At 47.8% G+C, this 26,741-nt stretch carries 30 protein-coding genes; 20 read left to right on the top strand and 10 right to left on the bottom strand.

The features are described 5' to 3' along the window. Window positions 1-71: 71 nt before the first annotated feature. Window positions 72-710, bottom strand: coding sequence for a GNAT family N-acetyltransferase (locus AC2T0J_RS14370; protein WP_489806479.1), 639 nt, complete (start codon window positions 708-710; stop codon window positions 72-74). Between the two features lie 362 nt (window positions 711-1,072). Then, window positions 1,073-1,435, bottom strand: coding sequence for a DUF3192 domain-containing protein (locus AC2T0J_RS14365; RefSeq protein ID WP_489806478.1), 363 nt, complete (start codon window positions 1,433-1,435; stop codon window positions 1,073-1,075). A 214-nt stretch (window positions 1,436-1,649) separates the two neighbouring features. Here AC2T0J_RS14365 and AC2T0J_RS14360 point away from each other — a divergent pair, with 214 nt between their 5' ends. Then, window positions 1,650-1,934: a hypothetical protein gene (locus AC2T0J_RS14360; protein ID WP_489806477.1), complete on the top strand. Its 285-nt coding sequence runs from the start codon at window positions 1,650-1,652 to the stop codon at window positions 1,932-1,934. On the opposite strand, the gene syd is transcribed toward AC2T0J_RS14360, so the two are convergent. Then, entirely contained in the window at window positions 1,931-2,479 is a 549-nt protein-coding gene (gene syd / locus AC2T0J_RS14355) for a SecY-interacting protein (RefSeq protein WP_489806476.1), read from the bottom strand. The genes AC2T0J_RS14360 and syd overlap by 4 nt on opposite strands. A gap of 122 nt (window positions 2,480-2,601) precedes the next feature. Here syd and queF point away from each other — a divergent pair, with 122 nt between their 5' ends. The 9 genes from queF (at window position 2,602) to AC2T0J_RS14310 (ending at window position 11,857) form a co-directional block, all read left to right on the top strand. Continuing rightward, window positions 2,602-3,444, top strand: coding sequence for an NADPH-dependent 7-cyano-7-deazaguanine reductase QueF (gene queF / locus AC2T0J_RS14350; protein ID WP_489810345.1), 843 nt, complete (start codon window positions 2,602-2,604; stop codon window positions 3,442-3,444). A gap of 43 nt (window positions 3,445-3,487) precedes the next feature. Then, a complete protein-coding gene (locus AC2T0J_RS14345) occupies window positions 3,488-4,990 on the top strand; it encodes a GGDEF domain-containing protein (RefSeq protein ID WP_489806475.1) in 1,503 nt (500 codons plus the stop codon). Next, window positions 4,987-6,351, top strand: coding sequence for a nucleotide 5'-monophosphate nucleosidase PpnN (gene ppnN / locus AC2T0J_RS14340; protein ID WP_489806474.1), 1,365 nt, complete (start codon window positions 4,987-4,989; stop codon window positions 6,349-6,351). Before AC2T0J_RS14345 ends, ppnN begins: the two co-directional genes overlap by 4 nt. A gap of 106 nt (window positions 6,352-6,457) precedes the next feature. Further along, window positions 6,458-6,832, top strand: coding sequence for a DUF3192 domain-containing protein (locus tag AC2T0J_RS14335; protein WP_105933852.1), 375 nt, complete (start codon window positions 6,458-6,460; stop codon window positions 6,830-6,832). 5 nt (window positions 6,833-6,837) lie between these two features. Beyond that, on the top strand, window positions 6,838-8,460 hold the full coding sequence (locus tag AC2T0J_RS14330; RefSeq protein WP_489806473.1) for a hypothetical protein: 1,623 nt from the start codon (window positions 6,838-6,840) through the stop codon (window positions 8,458-8,460). 217 nt (window positions 8,461-8,677) lie between these two features. After that, window positions 8,678-9,685, top strand: a complete 1,008-nt coding sequence (locus tag AC2T0J_RS14325; protein WP_105933854.1) for an isocitrate dehydrogenase — start codon at window positions 8,678-8,680, stop codon at window positions 9,683-9,685. 120 nt (window positions 9,686-9,805) lie between these two features. Continuing rightward, a complete protein-coding gene (locus AC2T0J_RS14320) occupies window positions 9,806-10,024 on the top strand; it encodes a hypothetical protein (RefSeq protein ID WP_489806472.1) in 219 nt (72 codons plus the stop codon). 56 nt (window positions 10,025-10,080) lie between these two features. After that, window positions 10,081-10,500, top strand: a complete 420-nt coding sequence (locus AC2T0J_RS14315; RefSeq protein WP_489806471.1) for a Dabb family protein — start codon at window positions 10,081-10,083, stop codon at window positions 10,498-10,500. A gap of 1,042 nt (window positions 10,501-11,542) precedes the next feature. Next, window positions 11,543-11,857, top strand: a complete 315-nt coding sequence (locus AC2T0J_RS14310; RefSeq protein ID WP_489806470.1) for a ComEA family DNA-binding protein — start codon at window positions 11,543-11,545, stop codon at window positions 11,855-11,857. Window positions 11,858-11,955: 98 nt separating this feature from the next. Here AC2T0J_RS14310 and secF read toward each other — a convergent pair whose 3' ends face one another. The 5 genes from secF to queA all read right to left on the bottom strand — a co-directional run bounded on the left by secF (window position 11,956) and on the right by queA (window position 17,419). Then, window positions 11,956-12,897, bottom strand: a complete 942-nt coding sequence (gene secF / locus AC2T0J_RS14305; protein WP_489806469.1) for a protein translocase subunit SecF — start codon at window positions 12,895-12,897, stop codon at window positions 11,956-11,958. Between the two features lie 11 nt (window positions 12,898-12,908). Further along, entirely contained in the window at window positions 12,909-14,750 is a 1,842-nt protein-coding gene (gene secD / locus AC2T0J_RS14300; RefSeq protein ID WP_489806468.1) for a protein translocase subunit SecD, read from the bottom strand. A gap of 54 nt (window positions 14,751-14,804) precedes the next feature. Then, on the bottom strand, window positions 14,805-15,143 hold the full coding sequence (yajC, locus tag AC2T0J_RS14295; RefSeq protein WP_489806467.1) for a preprotein translocase subunit YajC: 339 nt from the start codon (window positions 15,141-15,143) through the stop codon (window positions 14,805-14,807). Window positions 15,144-15,164: 21 nt separating this feature from the next. Continuing rightward, window positions 15,165-16,277 (bottom strand): tRNA guanosine(34) transglycosylase Tgt, encoded by a 1,113-nt coding sequence (tgt, locus tag AC2T0J_RS14290; RefSeq protein WP_489806466.1) that lies wholly within the window; start codon window positions 16,275-16,277, stop codon window positions 15,165-15,167. Window positions 16,278-16,372: 95 nt separating this feature from the next. Beyond that, on the bottom strand, window positions 16,373-17,419 hold the full coding sequence (queA, locus tag AC2T0J_RS14285) for a tRNA preQ1(34) S-adenosylmethionine ribosyltransferase-isomerase QueA (protein ID WP_489806465.1): 1,047 nt from the start codon (window positions 17,417-17,419) through the stop codon (window positions 16,373-16,375). A 50-nt stretch (window positions 17,420-17,469) separates the two neighbouring features. On the opposite strand from queA, the gene AC2T0J_RS14280 reads away from it, so the two are divergent. Further along, window positions 17,470-17,742: a hypothetical protein gene (locus AC2T0J_RS14280; protein ID WP_489806464.1), complete on the top strand. Its 273-nt coding sequence runs from the start codon at window positions 17,470-17,472 to the stop codon at window positions 17,740-17,742. A gap of 159 nt (window positions 17,743-17,901) precedes the next feature. Here AC2T0J_RS14280 and AC2T0J_RS14275 read toward each other — a convergent pair whose 3' ends face one another. After that, window positions 17,902-18,138 carry a DUF6471 domain-containing protein gene (locus tag AC2T0J_RS14275; protein ID WP_489810344.1) on the bottom strand — a complete coding sequence of 79 codons (237 nt, stop codon included), beginning with the start codon at window positions 18,136-18,138 and terminating at the stop codon, window positions 17,902-17,904. Window positions 18,139-18,435: 297 nt separating this feature from the next. Here AC2T0J_RS14275 and AC2T0J_RS14270 point away from each other — a divergent pair, with 297 nt between their 5' ends. The 9 genes from AC2T0J_RS14270 (at window position 18,436) to AC2T0J_RS14230 (ending at window position 24,866) form a co-directional block, all read left to right on the top strand. Beyond that, window positions 18,436-18,825 (top strand): DUF2170 family protein, encoded by a 390-nt coding sequence (locus AC2T0J_RS14270; protein WP_489806463.1) that lies wholly within the window; start codon window positions 18,436-18,438, stop codon window positions 18,823-18,825. A 15-nt stretch (window positions 18,826-18,840) separates the two neighbouring features. After that, complete coding sequence (locus AC2T0J_RS14265) at window positions 18,841-19,521, top strand: PspA/IM30 family protein (protein WP_489806462.1); 681 nt, start codon at window positions 18,841-18,843, stop codon at window positions 19,519-19,521. A 115-nt stretch (window positions 19,522-19,636) separates the two neighbouring features. Continuing rightward, the gene (locus tag AC2T0J_RS14260) at window positions 19,637-20,689 is read left to right on the top strand and encodes a potassium channel family protein (RefSeq protein WP_489806461.1); all 1,053 of its coding nucleotides are present in this window, start codon (window positions 19,637-19,639) and stop codon (window positions 20,687-20,689) included. A 1-nt stretch (window position 20,690) separates the two neighbouring features. Beyond that, window positions 20,691-21,335, top strand: coding sequence for a YjfK family protein (locus tag AC2T0J_RS14255; protein ID WP_489806460.1), 645 nt, complete (start codon window positions 20,691-20,693; stop codon window positions 21,333-21,335). Window positions 21,336-21,350: 15 nt separating this feature from the next. Then, window positions 21,351-21,767 carry a DUF350 domain-containing protein gene (locus AC2T0J_RS14250; protein ID WP_489806459.1) on the top strand — a complete coding sequence of 139 codons (417 nt, stop codon included), beginning with the start codon at window positions 21,351-21,353 and terminating at the stop codon, window positions 21,765-21,767. 10 nt (window positions 21,768-21,777) lie between these two features. Further along, on the top strand, window positions 21,778-22,398 hold the full coding sequence (locus AC2T0J_RS14245) for a DUF1190 domain-containing protein (RefSeq protein WP_489806458.1): 621 nt from the start codon (window positions 21,778-21,780) through the stop codon (window positions 22,396-22,398). Window position 22,399: 1 nt separating this feature from the next. Further along, entirely contained in the window at window positions 22,400-23,566 is a 1,167-nt protein-coding gene (locus AC2T0J_RS14240) for a glutathionylspermidine synthase family protein (protein WP_489806457.1), read from the top strand. Continuing rightward, the gene (locus tag AC2T0J_RS14235) at window positions 23,563-24,114 is read left to right on the top strand and encodes a rhomboid family intramembrane serine protease (RefSeq protein WP_489806456.1); all 552 of its coding nucleotides are present in this window, start codon (window positions 23,563-23,565) and stop codon (window positions 24,112-24,114) included. The genes AC2T0J_RS14240 and AC2T0J_RS14235 overlap by 4 nt, the downstream gene beginning before the upstream one ends. 44 nt (window positions 24,115-24,158) lie before the next feature. Continuing rightward, window positions 24,159-24,866, top strand: a complete 708-nt coding sequence (locus AC2T0J_RS14230; RefSeq protein WP_489806455.1) for a VC0807 family protein — start codon at window positions 24,159-24,161, stop codon at window positions 24,864-24,866. Window positions 24,867-25,299: 433 nt separating this feature from the next. On the opposite strand, the gene AC2T0J_RS14225 is transcribed toward AC2T0J_RS14230, so the two are convergent. After that, window positions 25,300-26,505: an IS4 family transposase gene (locus AC2T0J_RS14225; protein ID WP_489810324.1), complete on the bottom strand. Its 1,206-nt coding sequence runs from the start codon at window positions 26,503-26,505 to the stop codon at window positions 25,300-25,302. Window positions 26,506-26,741: the final 236 nt, after the last annotated feature.

Below are 26,741 nucleotides of genomic sequence, written 5' to 3'. Positions count from 1 at the left end.
AAGACTGACAAGGAAATTTATCAGCAAAAGCAGGGCGTGATAATCGCCCTGCCCGGCATTGTATTTAGCGGTTAAGGCCTTGGCCTGAACATAACCTGCCCGATTTTATTAGCAATTTCCACCTGCGCGACTTTCTGATAAAAGCCATCGGAGAAGAACGTTTCATATTTAGGCACAGTCACAAATACGCCCACCCCTTCTGAATCACGGTGCTCAAGTAACACACTGTCAATAGCCCGCATTAACAGATGGCCAAGACCGTGGGACTGGTAGTCCGGATGCACCGCGATAAACGACAGTAAATGGTACTTTTCAGCTGGCATGGCTGAGCGAATTTTCTCCTCTTTTTCCAGCATTTGCCGGGTACCGTAATAACCGGTCGTTAACAGCATTTTTAACCGCCAGTGCCAATAACGGCCGGCACCTGCTGCATTGTCAGGCCCGGTAAGGCATGCAACAGACAGCAATCGTCCTTCATCAAATAAGCCAATAATGGGTTGCTCTGCTTCCCAGAATGCGGTGAGTTCTTCGCGAATGGCGGAACGGAGCCGCGATTCGTAGCCTTCCTTTTCGCTCTGGAATATTTGTAAAAAAATTGGATCGTCGTGGTAGGCGTTGTAAATAATGGATGCGGCAACTTTCAGGTCTTCCGCTGATAAGTATGCTGCTCTGATTTTATCCAGATTTTGTTGGATTTCCGCTTGTACCATAGCCTGTCTCCCGTGTTGTGGTGATGCGTACACGCCAGTTATTGCGACCCAGGCCGCCCTCTCACTCAACCGCTCAGCGCTGCAGGTAAACAACAGCCAACTGAAAACAACAAGATTGGTCTTAAGAGTTACGTAATAGACGCACAAAAAGTGCATCAGTTCCCCACTCTAGCTAAAAAAATAACGCTTTGTAAATATTCTGTTAACAATATTTATACAATTTAGTCAATCTGATAAGAAATGATGAGGGAAGTGACTGCGTTGATAATCGAACCACACTGTAACTTTATAAAGGGGAGAACTGACAGCAGCAAGCCTGATAAACGATTCGTCTATCAGGCTTGTCAGCACGGTTGGGCGGTTTAGATTTTACGAACCGCTTCATCCCCCCAACCGATTAAGCGGTTGTCTTTAAAGACCAGTGGCGTGCACTCATCCTTAGTGGTGATACCATCGTCTTCGGTACGCTGCGTGCGATAGTAAAGGATCCGGTAAACATGATCGCCCTCACCTACCATTTCATTGAAGTCGGCTACCCCCATTTTGCGAGTGACATCTTCAAAGTGCGCATTCACTTCCAGATTACTGATATGTTTACGGTTATTATACTCGCGCTGCTCCCAGCTGGCCTGATAGTGTTCTCTGTCGTCATCACCCACGGAGATAATACAGCCAGACAATAACATCGGTGCTACCAGAGCAGTACAAAGCATCAGTTTTTTCATAGTGGTTCCCTGTTGAAAAATAATAAGTCACTAATTAATTCAGGTAATCAAAAATAAGGCCAACTATAACTCATTGAATTTTAAAGGAGTTAAAAAATAACCACTTGGCGACAGTACTAACTATCAGTATGATTAGCGAAATTTTCGTTGTTTTGACTAACCGGTTAGACGCTCTCTCAATCTACCCTGTCAGTCATCAGTAAAGAGTAATCTTATGACATCCAAAGAAAACCATAAAACCCTGGTCGAAATATGCCACACACTGGCGGCCGAGGGTTTAACCCCGGGCGTGGGCTTATTGCGTGGTAGAGCCTCTTTTAAGGTAAGCGTACTGGATGCCATCGAGGCTATAAAGGTGTTCAATCAGCAAAACGTAGAGGTTAAAGCCCAACCAAAAACGCCGGGAGACAAAGCGCGCATCACTGAGCTGGAAAAACGGGTGGAACAATTAGAACAGGCTCTCGCGGTGATGGAGAGCCGATTGGCAAAGCTCGGTTAAGCGGCCAGCGTCAGGCCATCAATAAAGGTCGCCAGGTCGGGCGCCAGGCAGCGACTGGGTAATTTGCCCACCTGCTCCAACACCACTTCGCCTGAGGCATTATCCACTGACAAAATAAAGTCGTCTTCGTCGGTTAAACCAAAAAACAAAGTGGGCGGCTGTTTCAGTCGCTGCTTCATTAACAAATGCCCAATCAGGTTTTGTTGCAACCGTTCGAAGTCCTCTTCACTGCAAACCTGCAATAGTTCACAGTTACCCTGTGGAGCCTTTACCTGCAGATTAAAACTCCAGTAAGTCGTAAAGAACTTACAATATTGCTCGTTCAGCGTGATATGCAGGGCGTTTTCGATGTTGGCAAAGGTATATTCAGCTTCCATAGGCACAGGCTGCCAGGCGCAGGGCTCTCCCGGCTTTGCATTCCCTACATAACAGGGGGATGCTAATTCCGGCTCAAACTCTGAAGTCATAAGCGCGGGGTGAGACGCTGCCGTTTGTTGCAAATCGCGCATTAAATTATGCAATGATTGTTGAACGATATTCTCCATTGCGATTCCATATCAGGTATACTAAACCTCTATACTAAAGAATTTATGGCACTTAAAACACCAGCTTGGCATATTGAATGCGCGTGTCACAATTAATCAGTGGTAAAAAGTTACAGGACAGCATGACAGCAAAGCACTCTTCGTCTCCGTCTCTTCCCGCCAACCTGACTCTGGGTCAAAAGGTTGACTACATTGAACAGTACACACCTGAGCTGCTGCAAGGCGTACCACGCACGCTAAGCCGCGAACAAATAGGTGTTTCCCAGCCTTTGCCTTTTGGCGGCGTGGATATCTGGAATGGTTATGAACTTTCATGGCTTAATCCAAAGGGAAAACCGCAGGTAGCGATTTTACAATGCCGGGTGCCCATTGATTCGCAAAACCTAATTGAGTCAAAGTCTTTTAAGCTTTATCTGAACAGTTTTAACCAGTCGGTATTTAACGGTGCAGATGAAGTCGTCCAATATTTAACGAATGATTTATCGGCATGTGCCCAGGCACCGGTTGAGGTGCAACTATTCAGTGCCGGCCAGTTCGGTACTCTTCATCTTGGTGAACTTGACGGCACCGTGATTGACGACCTGGACATTGAAATCAATGCCTACCAGCCCAGTCCTGAACTGCTGACAACCAGCGACCAACAGGTTTCTGAAACCCTGGTGAGTCATTTGTTAAAATCAAATTGCCTGATCACCAGCCAGCCTGACTGGGCAAGTGTGCAAATCCATTATGAAGGCGCGGCCATAGACCACGCCGGGCTGCTGGCTTACCTCATTTCGTTTCGTCGTCATAATGAGTTTCATGAGCAGTGTATCGAGCGAATTTTTTGTGATTTAATGGTTCGTTGCAAGCCGCACAAGCTAGCTGTCTATGCGCGCTACACCCGCAGAGGCGGATTGGATATCAACCCGCTGCGTGCGAATTTTGATTTCATTATATCGAACAATCGACTAGCCCGGCAGTAGTATGCCGGCGGCTATTTTGGCTTATAAGGAGCTTGCATAACACATGGAAGCGAAACAACTCCAATCGCTGCGCGCTCACAGTGAGCAACTGGCAGGATTTATAGTCCGACTCACCAGTTATTATGAAGGGCTATCGGCAGAGATTGATAAAGAGTTACAGTCTCTGCGTGGTCATTTAAGTGGCAAGATTGATTTTACCCTGGCCACCCTTTCCATGAATAAAGTCAGCCAGTTAATTATGCTGGAACCCTACTCAGTTAAAACGCTGACCCAGGCCTGGATACGCCAGTTGGAAGAAGATATTCAGGCATTTCAGCGCTTGGTTACCGAACCTACCGCCCGCAGTCAGGCAGCCAAAGCCAGTAGCGCTTTGAAAAAGCCTATCAATGGAATAAGTGGTGTACTGCCGCTCTATCAGCAAGTATTAAAATGCTATCAATCCAGCATAGACAGTGGTGAAGAATCAGCGGGTGATAACCAGCCCAATAACCGAACTGTACAGCTTAAACAAGATTTAATCGACGAACTAGGCCAACTGGTACAAACCTATATTCGGGTCAATCCGGAGGATGACTATATTGCCTCTCTACAGGAGAGACTTGGCCAGGGGCTTACCGAAGAAGAGTTACTTAACAGCTGCCTGATCCTGATCCGGGTCATGGTTCAGGAAACCCTCACCGAGGCCAATACGGCCGGTAAAATTATTCAGCGTCTGAATAATGCGCTGGGTAACATTAACGGTGATGTGCAGTCCAGTATCTCAAAAAGTGCCGAGAGCTTTGAGGCCCGCCAATCGCGCAATCAGGAGTTGCGAAACGTACTGGAAGACATGGAAGACGCGCTCGAAGGCGAGCACAGTATCGACGAATTGAAACAGCAGGCCCAGCATTACCTTGGCCAGATGGCTAACTCACTAAGTGCAAGTGAAGAAGCGGAGCGTCAGGAGCAGGAAGGTTTGATGTCACTGCTGGTTTCCATGCAACAACAGCTCTCGTCGCTGCAAAAGCAAACAGACTTGTATCGTAGAAAGCTGGTTGAGCAGCGCATCAACATGTACACCGACCCGCTCACCCGTGTGCCCAATCGCATGGCTTATAATGAGCGGGCTTCCAAAGAATGGGATCGCTGCCAGGCGCAGGGTACACCGCTCAGCATCGCGGTGGTCGACGTTGATCATTTTAAACGGATCAACGATAAATACGGCCATGCTGCAGGTGATAAAACACTGCAGGCCATTGCTCGCCATCTTAAAGCTAACCTTACCAGCAGCGAATTTATGGCGCGTTGGGGCGGTGAAGAATTTATCATTTTGTTGCCTGATCATGCTAATGATAAACTGTTAAATCGCCTTAATGAGTTGCGTGAGGGTCTGGCTAAGCTACCCTTTAAATTTAAACAAGAACGCCTGATAGTGACTGCATCCATAGGCGGCACCCATTGCCGCACTGGTGAGAAACTCGATGCCGCCTTTGAGCGGGCCGATAAAGGGTTATACAAAGCAAAATCCGGTGGTCGGAATCAGGTGGTCATTCAGGATACCGAATGAAAAAAATTCAGCTCAACCCTGTAGGTTGGATGAGCCAGCTCTCCCAACTTGAAGTCAGCAAGCTTGAAGACACCACAAACAGTAATTTGTATAAGCTCTTCCGCAACTGTTGTCTGGCAGTACTCAACAGCGGCGTAGACGAAGATAACTACGAAATTTTATTCGCTCCGTACGAATCATTCGACATACGATTGATTAAGCGGGAACGGGGCGTCAAACTCGAATTAATTAACCCGCCGGAAGTCGGCTTTGTTGACGAGCGGTTGGTTAAAGGCGTTCATGAGCATCTGTTCTCAGTGTTACGAGACATGCTTTACATGGGCAACAAGTACGCCTTTGTACATGAGAGCGCACCGCTTGATAGTGGCAGTATAACCGATATGGTTTTTGACATGCTGCGTCACGCTAAAGTCATCGAACGTAATAATGAGCTCAACACCATCGTGTGTTGGGGCGGCCACTCCATTGGTCTTAAGGAATACAAATACACCAAGGAAGTGGGCTATCAACTGGGCTTACGTGAGATCAACATTTGCACGGGTTGTGGTCCAGGGGCAATGAAAGGCCCCATGAAAGGCGCCGCCATTGGCCACGCTAAACAGCGCTACCGTGACGGCCGCTATATTGGCATCTCCGAGCCCAGTATTATTGCCGCAGAACCGCCTAATGCCATTGTTAATGAGCTGGTGATCATGCCAGACATTGAAAAACGTCTGGAAGCCTTCGTTCGAATCGCGCACGGCATTATTATTTTCCCTGGCGGCGTAGGTACCGCTGAGGAACTGTTGTATTTACTCGGGATCCTTATCCACGAACGAAACGCCCAGCAGCCCTTCCCGGTAATATTAACCGGCCCGGCTGGCAGTGAGTCTTATTTTGAAGCTATCCACGAGTTCGTCGGCGCCACCCTGGGGCCCAAAGCGCAAAATCGCTATCAGATTATTGTGGATGATGCGGTGGAAGTCGCCCGGGTACTGGGCCAGGGTGTTAAAAAGGTGGAGCAGTTCAGACTGGCCATGGGCGATGCGTTCAGTTTTAACTGGTCACTGAAAATCGAAGATGACTTTCAGCAACCGTTTATCCCCACCCACAAATCCATGGCGACACTTAATCTTCACCGGGAGCAGCCGCTGTCTGATTTGGCAAATAATTTACGCAAAGCATTTTCGGGAATTGTGGCGGGCAATGTGAAAGCTGAGGGTATTCGCCAAATCCGGGAATTTGGCCCGTTTAATCTGTCTGGTGAAGCCGATTTAATGGCCCGTATCGACGCCTTACTGAAATCCTTTGTGGCACAGCAGCGTATGAAATTACCCGGCACTGAATACCGGCCCTGTTACAGCATCAACCGCGATTCATAATCAGTAACATTCTTAAGGCTGACAGTGTGGCGTTAATTGGATAGACTACTATTGATTAAGGTCCGACAGGGCCAGAATGAATTAACCAGTAAAACGACACAGATAAATGAACAGTAAAGCAATCCGACTTATTTTGATCGGCGTAGCCTCGTACGCGGTCCTTGCTTTTTTACTCATCGCCTTTTATCCGGACAAACCGGAGAATATGGACTGGCAGGATCGGGAAGAGTATAACAAAGTGCAAATATCCAAGCTGGAGCTGGGTATTACCCGCGCCGAGGTAATGGCTTTACTGGGTACACCGGATATTACAGAAGCCAAAATGCAGGATAGCCGTGAGATTCAGGTAATGTTTTACCGTACTCAGCATGTGCGCGCAGACGGTATGACGACACAGGATGAATGCACGCCGCTTTTATTCGAAAACGAAGCCTTGATTGCCTGGGGTGACGGTGCTTATCAAACCTACCTGAGCAGTTAATTAATTTGACAGCCATGTTGGCAGCCTTGCAGGAACTGGTGCAAGACAGCGAGGCACTGCCGCCTTTGCCTGTCCGGGAAGCAGCGCAACTTTCTCAGTACCTTGATGTCAGCGCCCGCTGGCTCGATTTTGCACAAGCCAACCTACCACTGTTAACGGTAGTTGTCAGCCGCCCATTCAGCACCACAGACCCGACACAGCATTTATGGCTTCGCCATATCTCAGTGTATTTACTCCTCTGTTTACGTAATCGGGTGAATCATCACACTCAGCAACAAGGCGTCGCGGCGCTGCTGTCTTATTATCAGTTAAAACAACAGTCACTACTCAATAAACAGCGCCTGAGCAGCGCTATTAAACAGCTTAGTCGTTGTGGCCAGCATTACTGGGCTGCGCATATTCTGCCCGCAACCAGACGTCCGCCACTCTATAGCGATTGCTTTGATATTGCCAGGTTATGGCAACGCTACCTGTTGCGTGCACCGGTCAGCGACTTTAACGACATTTTGCCAAAACTGACAATGACACTCCCGGTCACCGGACAGCAACCACTCCATGCCCTGACCGTCTATCCCGGACTGCTTCACGAGGGTCTGTTGATCGCGTCAGGGCAGCATATCGGGCCTGTGATGAGTCAGCTAAAAGATCAGGTGCTTATTTACTCAAACACGAAGGAACGTTTTTGCTGGCTGGCAAAAAAGCAGGTTCGCTTACTGCGCAAGCAATCGCTCAGCACCGAACAATGGACCAGAATACTGGCCACATTGGAAGAACAACCAGAAGAAGGTGAAGTGATACGTCCTGGCGATCACCGCTGGGCACTGCCGACGAGCTACCCAACATCGCGCCCGCCACTTAGCCTGCAAACACTGCTAAAGGCACTCAATGATCCGGATATCGACGTTGCCAAAATAGTGGCGATGGTAGAAGTTGAGCCGGCTTTCAGTCATTTCCTGACCGATGCAGCGTCAAAGGACAACCGCATGCAGTTACCGGTGCAGAATGTTAAGCAAAGCATCCTGACCTATGGCCTTGAAAGGGTCGGCCATATGCTCGTGCAGTACGCCCTTTTTCAACGTTTAACTCAGCACTGGTTTCCGTTGCTCGACTGGTATTCGCGGCTGGCTCAGATAGCCATTTTACTCAGCAGTGAACTGGCGAATAGTTGTGCCCGAATAACGCCACAATATGCCAGTCTGGTGACTACCGTCGCCCTCTCACCGTTATTTACGTCGGCTCAGGAAAAAGGCAAAACAGCGGTGAACCACAACAACGAACGACTATTTGATGTCACTACGTTGCTGCAAAATAATGCCGGACAAGGTAACAGTGCTACCCGACAACGTCTTATTTCCCTGGCCTCAGCCTGGGAGCAGGACAAAGGCCAATCACGGTTGATAGCCTGTTGTGGCCGCCTGCCTCAGGAAGTCCCCGGGTTATTGCGTCTGCCCCATTGTATTACCGGTTTGAGCCTTATTTGGGCCCGGCAATGGCTACTCAGGCAGACGCCTTGTGCACAAACGAATGCGTTTATTCAACAGACCCAACAGGCATTTCCTGAGTTAATTACACTGCAAGGACAACTTCAGCCCAAAGTCAGTCACCTGCTCAATTGTCCGTTGTTATAACCTCCGGATAAAGGCCCTTAATAAACGCTGTTTATAAGCACTATGGCCTATTTAACTACTCATTTAGTCTTGCATCATATACACTTAGGCGTGTGCAAGGACACCCTACAATTGATTACAAAAACGCCAGAGAAAAACCCTCTTGCGCAAAAATTACGTTACACTTATCAAAAAGCAAACGACCTAACGAATCAGTAAAAGTTATTAAGGATCTCTGATGACTCAACAACGCATTACTGTCATCCGCGGAGATGGTATCGGCCCGGATATTATTGATGCAGCAACACAAATTTTAGATAAAGTAGGCTGTGACTTTGCCTATGATTACGCTGATGCAGGCCTGATGGCACTGGAAAATCATGGCGAGCTATTACCTCAGGAAACGCTGGATCTGATCGCCAAAAACAAAGTGACCCTGAAAGGGCCACTTACCACGCCGGTTGGCGAAGGGTTTACGTCGATTAATGTGAGCCTGCGTAAGCAATTTCAGCTATATGCAAACGTGCGTCCGGTATTGTCTTTTAAAGGCACCAAGGCACGCTATGAAGACATCGACATTATCACCGTTCGTGAAAACACCCAGGGGATGTACTCCGGCCTTGGTCAGGTAGTTTCTGAAGACGGTACTGAAGCAGAAGCGCGCAGCAAAATTACCCGTGAAGGTGCTGAAAAAATCGTGACTTTCGCTTACGAATTGGCCCGTCGCGAAGGCCGCAAAAAAGTGACTGCGGTACACAAAGCGAACATCCTTAAATCGACTTCAGGTTTGTTCCTGAAAGTTGCTCGCGAAATTGGTGAGAAATACCCGGATATCGAATCTACTGAGATGATTGTAGATAACGCCTGTATGCAACTGGTAATGAATCCTCACCAGTTTGACGTGATTGTTACCACCAACCTGTTTGGCGACATTTTGTCTGACCTGTGTGCCGGTCTGGTTGGCGGCCTGGGTATGGCACCTGGCGCAAATATTGGCGGTGAATGTGCAATTTTCGAAGCGGTACATGGCTCAGCACCAGACATCGCTGGCAAAAACCTGGCTAACCCTACCAGTGTCATTCTGGCTTCCGTTCAGATGCTTGAATACCTGGGTATGGCTGACAAAGCCGAAGCGATCCGTTCAGCCCTGAAAGATGTAATTGAAAGTGGCGATCGCACTACCCGCGATTTGGGTGGTCAGCATGGCACCACCGAGTTCACTCAGGCAATGCTGGAGCGTTTGTAACCGGCATATTGCTTTTTCTGAATTATCAAGCAAGTCTTCGGACTTGCTTTTTTTTGTCTGGCTAAAAGTGAACTATTTCCGTTATTGTCTCGAATCAATAAGAGCAATAAGGAGAAATTAATGTCGCAAACAACGCCTGATAATAGCATCGCCAATATGGCTGCGGTGCAAACCGCCATTGCCAACCGGGACAGTGCAGAGCTAAAGCAGTTACTTAACGATCAAACGCTCGACCCATTACAAAAAGCCTATCTGAAAGAGCTGGCGGAAATCGGCAGAGACAACGAGATCCTAAAAATTATCGATAATACACCACAAAAAGGCGACTCCGGGACGTAGCTAAATGCCGGTAGAGTGTGTAATGTTGTGCGCATGATAATTGTATGAGTAAAGCTATGACAGACTCCATATCACAACGTCGTCGTTTTTTATTATCGGCGGGTGCTGCCGCCGGTGCTGCTGCACTGGCACCGGTATCAGCCGTTTCGGCCAGCGAAGTTGCCCTGCCGGCAATTCGTCACAGCGTGTTTTTCTGGTTAAAAAATCCAGGCAAGCAGGCCGACCGGGACGCCTTAATTGCAGGCCTTAAAACACTGGCTGACATAGAAGCAGTGAAAGGCATTCAGATAGGTGTACCAGCATCAACCGAAAAACGGGAAGTGGTAGATAATAGCTTCGACGTATCCGAAATGCTGTTATTTGATAGTGTGGAAGGACAAAACAGTTACCAGTCACATCCCATACATCTACAATTTGTAAAGGACTGTGAGCATCTTTGGCGTAAAGTGATAGTTTATGACTCCGTGGCGGTATAAAACACCGGATAAGCAGCTAAGCAACTAATATCCAGAAGCGGAGTCAACCTGAATCACAGTCAAACAAGGAGCAACCATTACTGATTTGGTTATTCAGTTTTTGCTCAAGGGTGACGCCAGCATCTATCCGTATGCCCACAAAGCCTTGTTGCTCTGCCATTTGCTACAAACCAAACGTGTAGTAATGGTCGTTGCTTTGACGTTCAAATATCCGTGAAGTGACGGCCCTGCGAGTATCCGAAAGACGCTTTTAATGCGTGTTCACATCCGATCTTTCAAGCAGTTCATAAACATTCAGCTCGGCGCCAGAACCTCCGCCGGTCATACATTCGGGTTAACGACGGTTACGTTTCGATGTCGAGCTTTGCCAGTTAGGCCATCGCAACAATGTTACCGAACTGACACCTGACCAGACTGAAACCGCTCGTGAATTCATGAACTTCTAACGACTGGGACGCGCAAAAGCGTTGTAATCAAGCTCCCGTCTTAACGTATCGATAAATTTCTGCATTGTAGCGTCGACGCTGACTACCTGTTCGTTGTTTCAATAACGTTTGGCAAACTAAGCTACCCACTACGGCAATTACTCCTACGAATATTCCCCCAAGCGTAAAGGTGGTCAGCTGAGTGGGCATTGATGATTTCCTGGATGTTTACTAACTGAAGATCAGGAATGTAGCGACGGATAACCTGTGATGCATGACTCAGATGTTTTCCGTCTTTTTCTGACGTATCTAATTACCGCCTTCGTAGAAATCACACCAAATACTGTTTTTATTAATTGAAACACCTTATGTTTCAGCGTAACAACATTTACATCGCTGGTTAACCGGAGTTCGAGTTAAAAGATTCGGCATTACACCGATTTACATCGTGAGTAAAACTGTAAATTTATCCGCAGGGTCGTATTTTTCGTCTCTTATCAACCTGCAGATCTGCCCAGATAAGAAAAACTGGCCATTTTCTGTACTGCCGCTCTTGCTGTGTGGTGAGTAAAGTAAAAGGGATGATTATCATCACTCACAACCTTTAGGAGCTACACATGAATCTATCCATTATGAAAATTTGTATGATTATGCTGGCGTTGTTAACTGGCTTTAACAACGCTACTGCGGAGTCGTTGAAAATGACCGATGAAGTTACTCAGGTGGCAACGACGGAGTCTTTACTTAACCTGAACACGGCCTCACTGGAGCAACTGATGGCATTACCCGGGATTGGTAAAAGTAAGGCGTCAGCCATTATTAACTATCGGGAATCTGAAGGCCCATTTAATTCTGTAGATGATCTCACTAAGGTGAAAGGTATCGGCGTTAAAATGCTGGCAAAACTCACTGGCAGTATTGAAGTCCGCTAGCGCAGAAATGAAAGTGCTGTAAACCGCTTATGGGCCATCAAAAAAGCCGCGGTTATTAACCGCGGCTTTCACTTAGTCATAAATTGATTGTAAACAACCTATGGCATTGCGTCCAAATCTTCGCCTTCTTTTTCAACCTGCGGCGGCATAAGATCTTCTTTACTGATCCCCAGTGCCAACGCCACGGAACTGGCAATATAAATGGAAGAATACGTCCCCACTATCACACCAAATAACAATGCGGTGGCAAAGCCATGGATAAGTGCCCCCCCCTTAAAGAACAACGCCAGCAATACCAGCACAGTGGTTAATGAGGTGATGATGGTTCGGTTGAGGGTCTGGGTCAGTGAAATATTAATAATTTCCACTGGCTCTCCTTTACGGATCTTGCGAAAGTTCTCGCGGATCCGATCCGATACCACGATGGTATCGTTAAGAGAGTAACCAATAACCGCCAGTACAGCTGCCAGTACCGTCAGGTCAAATTCCAGTTGCAAAAATGAGAACAAACCCAGTGTGAGCAAGACGTCGTGTACCAGAGCTGATACTGACCCCAAAGCAAAACGCCATTCAAATCGTGCCGCCACGTAAATAAGAATACAGATAAGTGCCACCAGCATGGCCAGACCGCCCTGCTCTGTCAGTTCTTCCCCTACGTTAGGGCCAACAAACTCGATACGACGCTTTTCCACGCTACTATCTGCCTGCTCCAGAATTGCGATAACCTGGTCGCCAATGGTTACAGCTTTAACCCCTTCACGCGGCGCAATGCGGATCAGCACATCAGTACTGCTACCGAAATTTTGTACCACCGCATCGGGAAAATCGTTAGCTGCCAGTGACGTGCGAATTTCGCTAAGATCGGCCGCCTGCTCATACCCCACTTCAATCAGGGTTCCGCCGGTGAAGTCCAGCCCCCAGTTCAAACTGTTAGTGAACAGCGAGAAAATAGAAGCGAAAATCAATGCCGTTGATAACACCATTGCGGGCATCCGCAATTTCATAAAGTTAACGGTTTCAGCTAGTTTTAATAATTGCATGTCAGACGCTCCTATATCGCCAGTTTGCTAACACGGCGACCACCCCAAACGGTGTTTACGATCACCCGGGTAACCAGAATGGCAGTAAACATCGAGGTAGCAATACCAATCATCAGGGTGATAGAGAAGCCTTTAATCGGGCCCGAGCCCACAGCAAACAAAATCAGGCCGGCAATGAAGGTGGTAATATTCGCATCAAGAATGGTAGAGAAAGCACTATCGTATCCCTGGTGAATTGCCTGTTGCGGACTTCGACCATCGCGAATTTCTTCGCGTATACGCTCAAAGATGAGTACGTTGGCATCCACCGCCATACCAACTGTCAAAACAATACCCGCCATGCCCGGTAAAGTAAGCGTTGCACCGGGGATCATCGACATAATGCCCACAATCATCACCAGGTTTAGCGCCAGCGCGATATCCGCCACTACGCCGAAGGCTTTGTAATACACCAGCATAAAGACCATGACCAATGCCAGGCCCCAGATAATCGCCTGCATCCCTAAATCGATATTTTCCTGACCCAGGCTTGGGCCAACAGTGCGCTCTTCAACAATCTGAATAGGCGCAATCAACGCACCAGCGCGCAGCAACAGACTCAGGTCGCGGGCTTCTTTGGGTGAATCAAGGCCGGTGATCTGGAAGTTACTGGCAAACTGACCACGAATGGTAGCCACGTTAATGACTTCTTCGTGACGTTCAAAAATCAGCTTATCGTTGGCATCACGCTCACCCGTTGCCTTATATTCAATGAACACGGTGGCCATCGGTTTCCCCACGTTCTCGCGGGTATTACGCGACATTTTATTACCGCCTTCACTGTCAAGAGAGATACTGACCTGCGGCAAGCCGTATTCATCCACACCGCTGTTGGCATCAATAATGTGGTTACCGGTAACCACCACACGCTTGTCCAGCAGCACCGGACGTTCACCTTCATACAGCAGTTGTGAGCCAGCAGGCACACGCCCTGCGATGGCATCACGCACGTCGTTGTCCTGATCCACCATTCTGAATTCCAACGTCGCCGTGGCATTTAGAATTTCTTTCGCCTGAGCGGTATCCTGAATACCTGGCAGCTGCACTACAATGCGCTCTGCGCCTTGTTTTTGTACCACAGGTTCTGCAACACCCAGTTGATTTACCCGGTTGCGGATGATGGTAATATTCTGCTTAACCGCGTAGTCTCTAATCTCAGCGAGCTTCTGCTCAGAGAAGCGGGCCCGCAGAACCAAATCGTCCATTTCCTGGTAGGTCAGGTCACGATTACGGTTTTCAAGGAAAAACTCGGCTTTATCGAGTGTTTCTTCATCGCGGAACTGAATATCAATAAATCCATCGCGCACATTTACCGACCGATAACGCAGTTTTTCTTCACGCAGTGCAGTACGAAAATCGCTTTCGGCATCTTCCAGTGACTTACTGATGGCTTCATTCATGTCCACTTCCATCAGAAAATGCACACCACCACGTAAATCCAGGCCCAGTTTCATCGGGGTGCCGCCAAGCCCTTCCAGCCACTCAGGGGTATCAGGGGCAAGGTTCATGGCAACCACATAATCAGTGCCGAGTTCGCGATCCAGAAAATCCCGCGCTTTTAACTGGCTGTCTGAATCCGGCAGACGAATCAGCAGTTGCTCGTTTTCAAACTCTACCGATTTAATAGGTATGTTTTGTTCCGCCAGCGCTGTTGTGATTCGAGATTCGAGTGCTGCAGTGACGGTGGCGTTGCGCGAACCGGAAATTTGCACAGCATTATCTTCGCCGTATAAATTTGGTAACGCATACAGGCCGCACATCAGTACCATAAACAGTACGACCAGCACCTTAAAAAATGAGTTTTGGTTTAACACAAAAATTTCCTACGACGGGCTGCAGTGTTCACCGGGCCCGTTTCAGCTGGTTACTTAGATAGACTTCATTGTGCCTTTTGGCAGCACGGCACTCACGGCAGATTTTTGTACCACGATATTGGTCTGTTCGTTCAGCGCCACTTCAATAAAATCCTTTTCATCAGACACTTTGGTCACTTTACCGACCATGCCGCCCTGAGTCAGAATTTCGTCACCTTTGGTCAGTGATGAGACCAGTGCCTTATGTTCTTTAACCCGTTTAGCCTGTGGACGATACAGCAGGAAATAGAAAATCAGGCCAAACACGCCCAGCATGATCAGCATTTCTAAACCGCCGCCCTGGCCACCGCCACCAGCTGTTTGTGCATGTGCTTCGGAAATAAATAAACTCATAATGTTCCCCGTTATAAATTGTTATAAAGCCGGTACCGGCATGTTTTTCTGTGCGTAAAATTCGCTGACAAATTCGTCCAGAGTATTGCTCGCAATCGCGTCCCGCAATCCCTGCATAACCCGTTGATAATAACGCAGGTTATGGATGGTATTGAGTCTGGCGCCAAGTATCTCATTGCATTTGTCGAGATGATGTAAATATGACCGAGAATAGTTTTTGCAAGTGTAGCAATCACAATTTTCGTCCAACGGACCCGTATCATGCTTATGTTTGGCGTTGCGGATTTTTATCACACCTTCCGTGACAAACAAATGACCGTTACGAGCGTTTCGGGTTGGCATCACACAATCGAACATGTCAATTCCGCGACGGACCGCTTCCACAATATCTTCTGGTTTCCCAACGCCCATCAGGTAGCGGGGCTTGTGCTCAGGAATTTTCGGTGCCGTGTGCTCGATGATGCGGATCATGTCTGCTTTGGGCTCACCCACCGACAACCCGCCAATGGCGTAACCGTCGAAGCCAATATCTTCAAGGCCAGCTAAAGAAATATCCCGCAGGTCTTCGTACATACCCCCCTGAATAATACCAAACAGGGCGGAGGGATTATCGCCATGGGCGTCTTTACTGCGTCGCGCCCAGCGCAGCGACAATTCCATAGAAATACGAGCTTCCTGCTGCGAGGCCGGGTACGGCGTGCACTCATCGAAAATCATCACGATATCCGAGCCCAGATCACGCTGCACTTCCATCGATTTTTCCGGCGTCAGTAAAATCTTTTCGCCATTGATTGGCGAGCGGAAAGTCACCCCCTCTTCGGTAATTTTACGCAGATCACCGAGACTGAAGACCTGAAAACCACCTGAATCAGTCAGGATAGGTTTTTGCCAGTGCATAAAATCATGCAGATCACCGTGTTCTTTGATGATCCCGGTGCCTGGGCGCAGCATCAGATGGAAAGTGTTTCCAAGACAAATGTGGGCTCCGCTGTCGGCCAGTTCTTCGGGGGTCATTCCTTTAACAGTACCGTAGGTACCTACCGGCATAAACGCCGGCGTTTCCACTTCGCCGCGTTCAAACACCAGTTTTCCTCGTCTGGCGCGACCGTCGGTATGGAGCAGTTCAAATTGCATGAGAGTTAATGTCCTGTCTGATCAAGAGGACCATTCGCACGTCCCCTTTGTCGATACTCAATTGAGGGCGGATTATACCAGCAATACATCAGAGATCATGTGTTAATGCCTTTTTCAATAAACATGCTGTCGCCATAGCTGTAAAAACGGTATTCCTGTTCAATAGCTTCGGCATAAGCCTTAAGCACATTGTCGCGCCCGGCAAAAGCACTAATCAGCATAATCAGCGTGGACTCGGGCAGATGAAAGTTAGTGAACATGGCGTCCACCACCTTAAATTCGAAACCGGGATAGATAAAGATATTCGTGTCAGCCAGGAACGGCTCAATCAGTGCGGTGGTATCGGCATCCAACGCCGCAGACTCCAGTGAACGCACTGAGGTGGTTCCTACCGCGATAACACGCTTACCTGCGGCTTTAGTTGCTCTGACGGCGTCTACCACATCTTGCGGCACAATGGCATATTCACTGTGCATCTTGTGTTCAAGTACATTGTCGACCCGAACCGGCTGAAAAGTGCCAGCCCCTACGTGTAGGGTAACGTAAGCCAGATTTACCTGTTTTTCTGCCAGCGCGGTTAAAATGGCCTCATCAAAATGCAGTCCTGCGGTAGGTGCTGCTACCGCTCCGGGCGCCTGGTTATAAACCGTTTGGTAGCGTTCTTTGTCACTGTCTTCATCGGCTCTGTCAATGTAAGGCGGTAACGGCATATGACCATGGGCTTCGAGCTGTTCAAGGACCGTGTTTTCCCCATCAAAACAAAGCTCAAACAATGCCTCCTGCCTGCCTGTAACGGTAACTTCAACCGACCCTTCCAGCACTAATTTCGTGCCGGACTTAGGCGCTTTGCTGGCCCGGACGTGAGCCAGAGCGTTATGCTCATCCACAATGCGCTCAACCAGTACTTCCACTTTACCACCCGAGGCTTTGTGACCCAACAGGCGCGCAGGAATAACTCGGGTATTATTAAATACCAGCAGGTCCCCTGGTTCGATCAGTTCAAGCATGTCCCGGAACTGTTTATGGTCAACCACGCCCGTCTTACCATTGAGGTGCAACAGACGACTGGCGGTGCGTTCAGCGGTAGGATGTTTAGCAATTAAGTGTTCAGGCAAAGTAAAACTAAAATCTGATAATTTCATGCAGCTCAAATGTCGTATCAAATCGCTCTTAAATCGCAAGAACTACCAACATGTTCGAGCGTTCCGGCGATATCAAAGGGTTTCTTTCAAAAATTGGCGGGAGTGTAACACATTCCCTCGAAAAAGGCCGTGCCATCGGCACAATTTCACTGCCCACGGCAGCAAGTCAAACTGTTTGGGACGGGGACTTGAGGCCTGTGCGGCGCGACTTAAACATCACATATCAACCCGGCTTGCAGACGCTAAAGAAATTATCCGGCAACTTTTTGCAAATCTCTAGCAATTTTCTCACCAACTTTAGGTATAAGTATCTATACCAATGAATGCCATCCGATACACAGTTTTTCTTTTATTCTTACGCAATAAGACTATTATTTAACCAAAGCGATGATGTTCTCCCATCTTCCTTATTCGACCCAGTCACTTTGGCTGGGTTTTGTTTATCTGCCATCCATCAAGAATTTCATCGATTTTTCAAGCGATTATTCGTTTTCACCGGCGGCCATAATTTCTGCCATCATTTCCGTTGACAGTGGTCTGGCCTTTAATACATAAAGTATTTGCAGCAGTAGATCAGCTCCTAAAATCCCTTTATTTACTTTATTGCGCAGATTATCAGCAGTTTGCGAAACCCCAATTTCTGCCAGTTTGTCACTCAACCCCTGATATTTAACGCCACGCAGCGACATCTCCGAGCGAATAATCCGCTGTACCACCATACGCCATTGATTCTGACCTTTCAAAATAACCCCTTTTGTGAATTATAATTTACATTGACACACTTTTTTACACATATAGACATAATTATTATTGACTACTACCACCGTAATTGTCTACACTTTTCCTCGTTCTGAAAGATTAACTAACACAAAGTCGCTCAGAACGGGCAATGAGAACACCACAGACTATCGGTTTAGTCACACTTTGTTGCACTAATTAGCGTAAAGTCGTTGCAACAGTGTAGTAAATCTGACTAGAGTTAACGGCATTTAGCTGATTCGGTAAGGAGATATAGTATGGAATGGGATCTTGAACAACTTGAGACCCTTTTTAAAGACATGGATGACCTGGTCGTCACCCGTGAAAAAGAATGTTTACTGATTGCAAATCAGGACGGGCTGGATGCCTGGCTGGCAATCAGCGGTGAACAAATCATTGTTGAGAGTTTACTGTTTAATGCATCGCAGGTTGCCGACAAAGCCGCTCTTGACCACGATATTCTGTCAACTCACATGCTTTTCCCACTCACAACGGTGGCCATTTCCAACGTTAATGGAGAGGAATACTACACCGCATTTGGTGCGTTAAGCGCGCAGTCAAAAGCAGAAAGTATTCAAATTGAAGTGACCACGTTATTCCAGAACGTGGCCGCCTTCCTTGACGCTTATGAGTCACATTTGAAGTAATTTAAGGAGAAATTTATGTCTGTTTGGAAAAAACTGATCACAGCAGTGAAAGGTGGAGCCAACGAAGCGGCCCAGTCAGTAGTAGATAGTCAGGCAATCAGAATTCTTGAACAGGAAATTCGGGAAGCAAAGGAAGAGTTGCGCAAGTCTGATCATGCCCGCACACAAATTCTGGCTAAATGTAAATTGTCACAGCAAAAGGTCGATGGATTTAACCAGTCGATCGCGGAGTATGAAGCTCATGCTCGTAAAGCTATCGACACCGACCGTGAACTGGCGCTTGATTGCGCGCAAAAGGTTAGCGAACTGAAAGCGGAACGCGATCAGGAGCAGCAATACCTCGACCAGTTCAATGCATCAGAAAAACAGTTAGCTAAAAATATTCAGCAGGCAAAAGCGAACCTGCGTCGCCTGGAACAACAGGTTGACATGGTGAAAGCGACTGAAAGCGTGCAGAAGGCTCAGGTAGCAGTTTCTTCGCGTCACATGGGCGCAAACAGCAAAATGAAGACAGCCACTGAGTCATTATCGCGTATTCAGGAAAAACAAAAAATGCGCACCGCGGAGTTGGAAGCGGCTGAAGAACTGGCGTCATCTGAATCATCTGATGAGTTGGAAAAACGCCTGGCAGCGGCAGGCATTAAAGGCGGCCAAAGCTCTGCCGATGATGAGCTGGCGCGAATTTTAGGCAAATAAATAAAATCAAGCGGTTAAGTCTCAGTCTTGCTCTTTGCAGGCACTTGGACTAACCGCTATTTTTTTGCGAAGATGGCAGGCAACTCAACAACTAAGGATAGTCAGTGACGCCAATATGTGGATAAAAATCCGACGTGTAATGCTTAACTATTTTGCCGAATCGCGATGGTACACCATCGTTCTGGCGACGCTGTTTTACGCACTGTCGTCCTGGTTATTGCTTTATGCATTTGACGAACAGGCACTGACCGAAAGTGTTGACTTCATCTATTGGCTGGCAGTCACCGGTTCAACGGTTGGCTATGGTGATTTATCACCGCAAACCCCCGCGGGCAAGCTAATTGTTGCCTTGTATGTCATCCCGCTTGGTTTAAGTATCTTTGCGATGATTGTGGGTAGGGTTGCCGCTTTTGTGGGAAATCAATGGAGAAAAGGTATTATGGGGTTATCCAGTCTCGATGTTAGCAACCATATTCTGGTCATTGGCTGGAATGAGCAACGCACGTTATTACTACTCAAATTACTCCTGCAGGAACGTCAGTCCTTAACTGAAAAGCCTGATATCGTGCTCTGTGTCAGAGCTGACATTACCAATCCCATGCCCGGAAAGATAGAATTCATCAGGGTTGAATCGTTTAATAAAGATGAAGACATGGACAAAGCCTGTATCAGCGCCGCGGCCACCATTCTTATTGATAATCCGGAAGACGATTTAACCATGACCACCGCGCTTTATTGCGCCCAAAAAAATCCGTCAGCCCATCAGGTTGCTTATTTTGACGATGAAAGCCTGGTCCGGCTACTACAGATGCATTGCCCACAGGTTGAGTGCACGCCCAGTGTTGCCGTTGAAATGCTCGCTAAAGCCGCTTTCGATCCTGGCTCCAGCGCCCTGCACCACGATTTGTTAAGCGTTGATGACGATGGTCAGGCGCAATTTTCCCTGATCATTCCCCATTCGGTTGAGCCGGTGAGCTATCAAACATTATTTATGGCGTTTAAACGCCAGTATGATGCTACGTTAATTGGTTGTGCCGGCGCTGAACGCGGCCAAGCAGTCACGCTCAACCCAGCACTTGACACGGTCATTTCACCGCAGGATAAACTTTATTATATCGCCAAAGCACGCATTACCGATATCAACTGGAATGCACTCACGGAGCAGTGATATGTTTAAAAAATGGTTTACATCTGATTCGCCCAAAAAGCCTGCCGCTCCGGAGGTGATGGGCCTATACTTAGGCGGCTCCTTCGAGCTTGATGCACTTAAACTAAAACTGCTTACGCCACAGCTGTGTATTGAGGGGGCGGCCAGCCAACACCTGATACAGGCTGTAGGCCAGGCAGAGCTGGACAGCGGTGGCACACTGTTGCGTTTTTACACCGACGATGACGCCTTCCTGCAGGTAGTGCTCGACGGCGGCATGAGCGAAAATCACATTACTGATGTAAAGCTCTGGTATTTCTACTCCACAACCACTATCGGCAACCAGTCTCAATGGCAACAATGTCTGAATCAGGATATTTCTCGACCCACCTATGAGCTGGAAGGCCACCGGTTTAATCGTGTCTGGGATGCAGTGGGTGACGAATCCCCCCCCGTTGCCGTTACAGAGAAAACCTGGGAAGAAGACGGTGATGTCAGTGAAACCGACCAGTTTATGATGCTTTACGAACGTGAAATTGACAATGATCGAACGGAGTCTTTACTGGTCGCCGGAGAAGAGAAAATCGTCGGCGCCAACGCCGATCGTTGCCTGGTGATCAGTACCGGTTTTGACATTCAACCTTCAGATATTCGCATTAACGGCTAACAATAAGGAAAACGCATGGAAATTATTACTCAGTCAATGGCCGGACTTTTAAACTTCGCCCTGTATTTTGCGATCTCTATTATTTACCTGTTCATTTTTAAGGTGGTGTACGCCATGGTTACGCCTCACGATGAGTGGAAACTGGTTAAACAGGAAAAAAACGTTGCTGCGGCAATTGGCTTTGGTGGCGCAATGATTGGCTTCAGTCTGGCTCTGGCGAGCGCCGCATCAAACTCACTGGGACTGATTGATTTTACACTTTGGGGCGTCGTTGCCGTGATCGCCCAAAGCCTGGCCTTCGCCCTGTTGCGCTTTAGTTTTATGCCGAAAATTGCCGAGCGCATTAATAACAATGAAATTTCTGCCGGTGTTATGCTTGCTGCTATGTCGATTGCTGTGGGTATTCTGAATGCCGCTTGCATGACTTATTAGGAGTTTTGCGATGAGCCATTCACAAAAACGTTCTAAAAGTATTCATCTGTATCAGCTGCGCAAAGCCTTTGCTTTAAAACCGTTGGCTGTGGGTGTTGCCGGAATTATGCTAACCGCCTGTGGCGGCAGCCGCGAACAGTCAAACATTTACGTATCGCCGGAAGATTGCCAGCAGGATAACCCGGAAGCGACCGGCCAGTGCCTGGCAGCTTACGAGTCTGCGCTTGAGGAACATAATCGCACTGCACCGAAGTTCGACTCACAAAATGACTGTGAGTACGAATTTGGTAATGACCGCTGTCAGTACGTACAAACGTCATCTGGCAGCTTTTTTATGCCCTTTATGGCCGGTTACATGGTAAGTCAGTTGCTGCAACCGCGGCCCTACTATTCGCAACCGTTATATACCTCGTTCTCACCTTACTCGCCATTCCGCTCCCGTTGGGTAACTTCAAACGGCTATGTGTTTGATGGCGATATCCGAAAACGCTCTTATAATGCGCCTTCCTCGGTATTCGAGAAGAAACCAACCGTAAACCGCACCATTAAACGCGGTGGTTTTGGCAGCAGCGTGCGAGCGAAATCCAGTTGGGGCAGTTCCGGCAGTAAGTCCAAGGGCTGGGGCGGCTAACATGTTCAGAATGGCCAGTCAGCCACGGCAAAACTGGCAACAGTTAGCAGCTCAATATGGTTTTCATTTTCATACCATGTATGGCGAGCCCTACTGGGATGAAAGTGCTTACTATCAGTTTACCCTGCGTCAAATTGAGCAGGACATTGAAGATCCCAGTGCTGAATTACACCAGATGTGTTTGCACGTGGTGGATAAAGTGGTTCACTCTGAGGCATTGCTCACGCAGTGCCAGATACCACAGCCACACTGGGATTTCATCGCCTCAAGCTGGCATGAAAAACAGCCTTCTCTCTATTCGCGGCTGGATCTGGTTTACGACGGTAAATCCCCAGCCAAGCTGTTAGAAAACAATGCGGATACCCCCACTTCCCTGTACGAAACCGGTTTCTGGCAATGGCTATGGCTGGAGAACCTGGTGGATGCCGGCAAGATTGCCCGCCACGCCGACCAGTTTAACTCCTTACAGGAAAAGCTCGTTTATCGGTTTGAGCAATTAAGGCAGCAATACGATTATCAGCGCATTCACTTTAGTTGTTGTGAAGACTCAGTAGAGGATCGGGGCACCGTACAATACCTGCAGGATTGTGCCAATGCAGCGGGCATAGACGCCCCCTTTTTGTTTGTTGAAGACATAGGCCTGAGCGACACGGGTTATTTTACCGATATAGACGACAAGGCCATTACCCATTGTTTCAAACTTTACCCGTGGGAATTTATGCTCCGGGAAGAATTTGGCGATGCGCTGGGAGCGGCAGATGTAGGTTGGCTTGAGCCGCCGTGGAAATCGGTGCTATCCAATAAGGCACTGCTGCCGCTGCTGTGGCAGGAGTTTCCTAATCACCCCAATCTGTTACCGGCTTTTTTTGAGCAGGATAAAAGCCGGATCACCGGTGGAAAGTGGATTAAAAAACCCTTATTTTCCCGTGAAGGAGCCAATATCTCGCTGCTCAACGACGATGAGACACCAACCACCCTATCGGATGGCCCTTACGGTGAAGAAGGATTTATCCTGCAACAGTACCACCCTCTGCCCCGCTATGGCGATCAATATGTATTACTTGGCAGTTGGCTGGTAGATGACTTGCCGGCTGGCATTTCCATTCGGGAAGACCATTCACTTATTACTCAGGACTTATCGCGCTATTTGCCGCACATTATTTTATGAGACAGTTTACCTTATCCCAGCAACTCAGAATTTTAGGCATATTGGCTCTCGGCTTACTGGGCACAGAGTTTATTAACTTATTACTGTCTAACTGGTTAAATCAATTCGGTATCCGCCCGCGTGATCCTGCTAACCTACCGGGTATTTTCCTGGCCCCCTTTCTACACGCCAACCTGACACACTTTGCCAGTAACTTTTTGCCTTTATTACTGTTTATGTGGCTGAGTATGCAGTGGGGCAAACTGACCTTTCTGAAATCCACACTGCTAATTTGGCTGGGTGCAGGCCTGCTGGTGTGGTTGTTTGGTCGTAATGCTATGCATATTGGCGCCAGCGGTATTGTTTATGGATACCTTGGCTTTCTCATCCTGGGTGGCTTTTATAGCAAAAAATTACATTTATTGATTATTTCGGTAGTGATAGCCGTGCTATATGGCGGTATGATATTTGGCGTACTGCCCTTACAGCGATTTGTTTCTTTTGAATACCACCTGTTTGGTTTCATTATGGGCTTACTTAGTGCTCACCTGTGGGCGAAATCCTCTTAATATCAAGGCTTGCAGCCTGTTATTGTAAGTAAAGAAGTTACCTTATGTCAGACAGCACTCAGTCAACCGCCACTCCTCAGAATCAGGGGTTTCTGCCTAATCTGGCATTTAATATTGTCATCCCGGTCGTGCTGATGAGCTATGCCAGCTCCGAAGAGTACTTAGGCCCGGCCTGGAGTATTGTAGCCGCACTGAGTTTTCCGCTCGGCTATGGCTTGTGGGATTTAAAGCAAAGCGGCAAGGTAAATGGTTTCTCTGTACTGGGGATTATCAGCGTGTTACTCACCGGTGGGATCAGTTTGTTACAACTACCGGCCGAATATATAGCCATTAAAGAGGCGGCCATCCCTGCCCTCATAGGCATAGCCGTGTTGGTCACCCAGGCAACGGAAAAACCGTTGGTGAAGATGCTTATTCTGAATGATCAGATCATTAACTGGCCCAAATTAAACGAAGTGCTCGATCAGCAGAATAAACAACCGCTGTTTAGGGAAAAAATCAAGCACTGCTCTTACATTGTAGCCGGTTCATTTTTCTTATCCTCTACGCTTAACTATATCCTGGCTAAAGTGATTCTGGTGAGCGAGCCCGGTACCACGGCCTATACCGAAGAGTTGGGACGTATGACGGCATTGAGCTACCCGGTAATTGTCATCCCTTCCATGGTATTACTGATTGCTGCGCTGTGGTATCTGTTCAGTCAGATTGGTAAAATTACCGGTCAAGATATCGAGAGCTTTATTAATCAGTAGTGAAGCGGCAAAGGTGCGACAAATCACCTGATAAAGGCAAACTGTCGCACCTGTATTTCGTACTGAATCAAGCCCGAAACGTGGCATCGGTGCCATTGCAGGGACCATAAAAGCAAATAAAACGGGAACCACTAATGGAAAACCGTCTTTTTTCATTTTCTTTGTCTCCGCTATAGTCAATGGAATAGGTTATTTAGCCTGTCACTGCATCGACTCCTACATCCTCCCGAGTAACAGCTCGCGCCTTTATTTCACAATTTAATCTCAGAAGTATCACAGCTGAATGATTTATGACCGCGCAGCAAAGATGCATATCAGCTTCACGACCAGACCTCTGAAACATCATAATCAATGAATTTAGTCTGACGACGAAGAAAAAATGGTCAGTTGAAATCTGGTATCGTACTGGTAACGTCGGCGCTGGGGGATCCCCTCATAATTCAGGCATCCCGGTAACGTGAACCCGCTGAATATATTGGGCTATGGCCCAGCGAATTTCAGAGATAGAAACCGGGTAGTCCCGCCACCGTTTCCGAACTTCCCGGCCCAATCTTATTAGTGATAGAACCGGCCGGTACCGGATAGTATTGGCCTGGAAGGCCCGCTGCCATTGATGCTTTTGAGCAATGATGCCAATCAACCGTAACAGCCACTCGGCAAGCATAGCAATGAGCAACAGCATATCGAAGCGTTTAGGGCAGCGTGTTCTGCTATGACGGAGCCCTAATCCGTACTGAGGACTTTTGATATCGCGGAAACTTTCTTCTATTTGCATTCGCTTAGCATAGAGGTTGACGAGCTTCTTTGAGGTCAGCGATTCGGCAGGAACATTGGTTGCCAGTAGCCAGGGCTCTTTGCTGCTATCACGATAATTTTGTTGTGCATTGTGATGACGGCCAGCTTTCGAAGAACGCTGGTCTTTACGACCTTTGGATTTAGCTTTATACAAATGTAGATAGGCATCAATAGGCCTTTTGCGCCCTAATTCCCCGAAGCCCAGGTAACGTGCTTTGGCGTTAGCAGAGGGATAAAATGACTTATTACTGAGCCATTTAGATTGGCCATGTTCACGAAAGCCGACTTCACCACGGACACGCCCAAGCCAGAACCAACCAAGTTTCTCCACTTCCCGGAACCAGGTGTTGCGATAACCGGCATCCGTCACTATCAGAGGGCAACAGCGCTCTGGCAGTATGGCAGCCAATTCTTGTAGAAAGGGGTTGTGGCTGACCGGTGAGTTATATTGGGAAAATGGAAATACTCGTTCATAGAGTATGACGGAGCGCCCCTCAAAACTCACTGAGGCACGCAAGGTTTGATGACGCATTTGTTCTCTTACATCAGACCAATCTATAAGAATTATCGGCATTGGGTTTGCCCCACACAGCAAACGTGCATGCCAGCAGTAAATATCCATCCGCTCCTGGTACAACGCATGGTTGCCCAGCAAACGGTCAATACGTTTAATATTGTGTTTAGCCGCAACTGGTCCGGAGATATTCCGGCCCAGTTCAGTCAGTGAGAGCTGCTGCCCGTCAAGCAAGGATTGCACAGCAATCATCAGAGAGGAAAGCCGTTTTTGATGTAAATTAGGGCATTGATTCTTAAGCAAATCATGTAAGATAGAGATATCACGCATGGTGTGTGGTTCTACTTGGTTTTTGGCGAAATGAATTAGATCAAATCGCGCCATGCGTGTCTATATTATTGAATCTGCTTTAATTTATGAGGGGATTCGTTAGACGTCGGCGTTACGGGTAAATAACGTCAGGAAAACGGCAAACTCCTGTTAGCTTAAAATCAAGCCAACAGCCCCAAATTAACGCGAATAAACTTAAACAGCTCAGCGAAAAGAACGCCGCTGCTGGTCTCTGC

It is taken from the genome of Alteromonas sp. ISO5 (assembly GCF_058105165.1).
The sequence above is the reverse complement of the archived record's forward strand: the minus strand, read 5'-3'. Positions and strand labels throughout refer to the sequence as shown.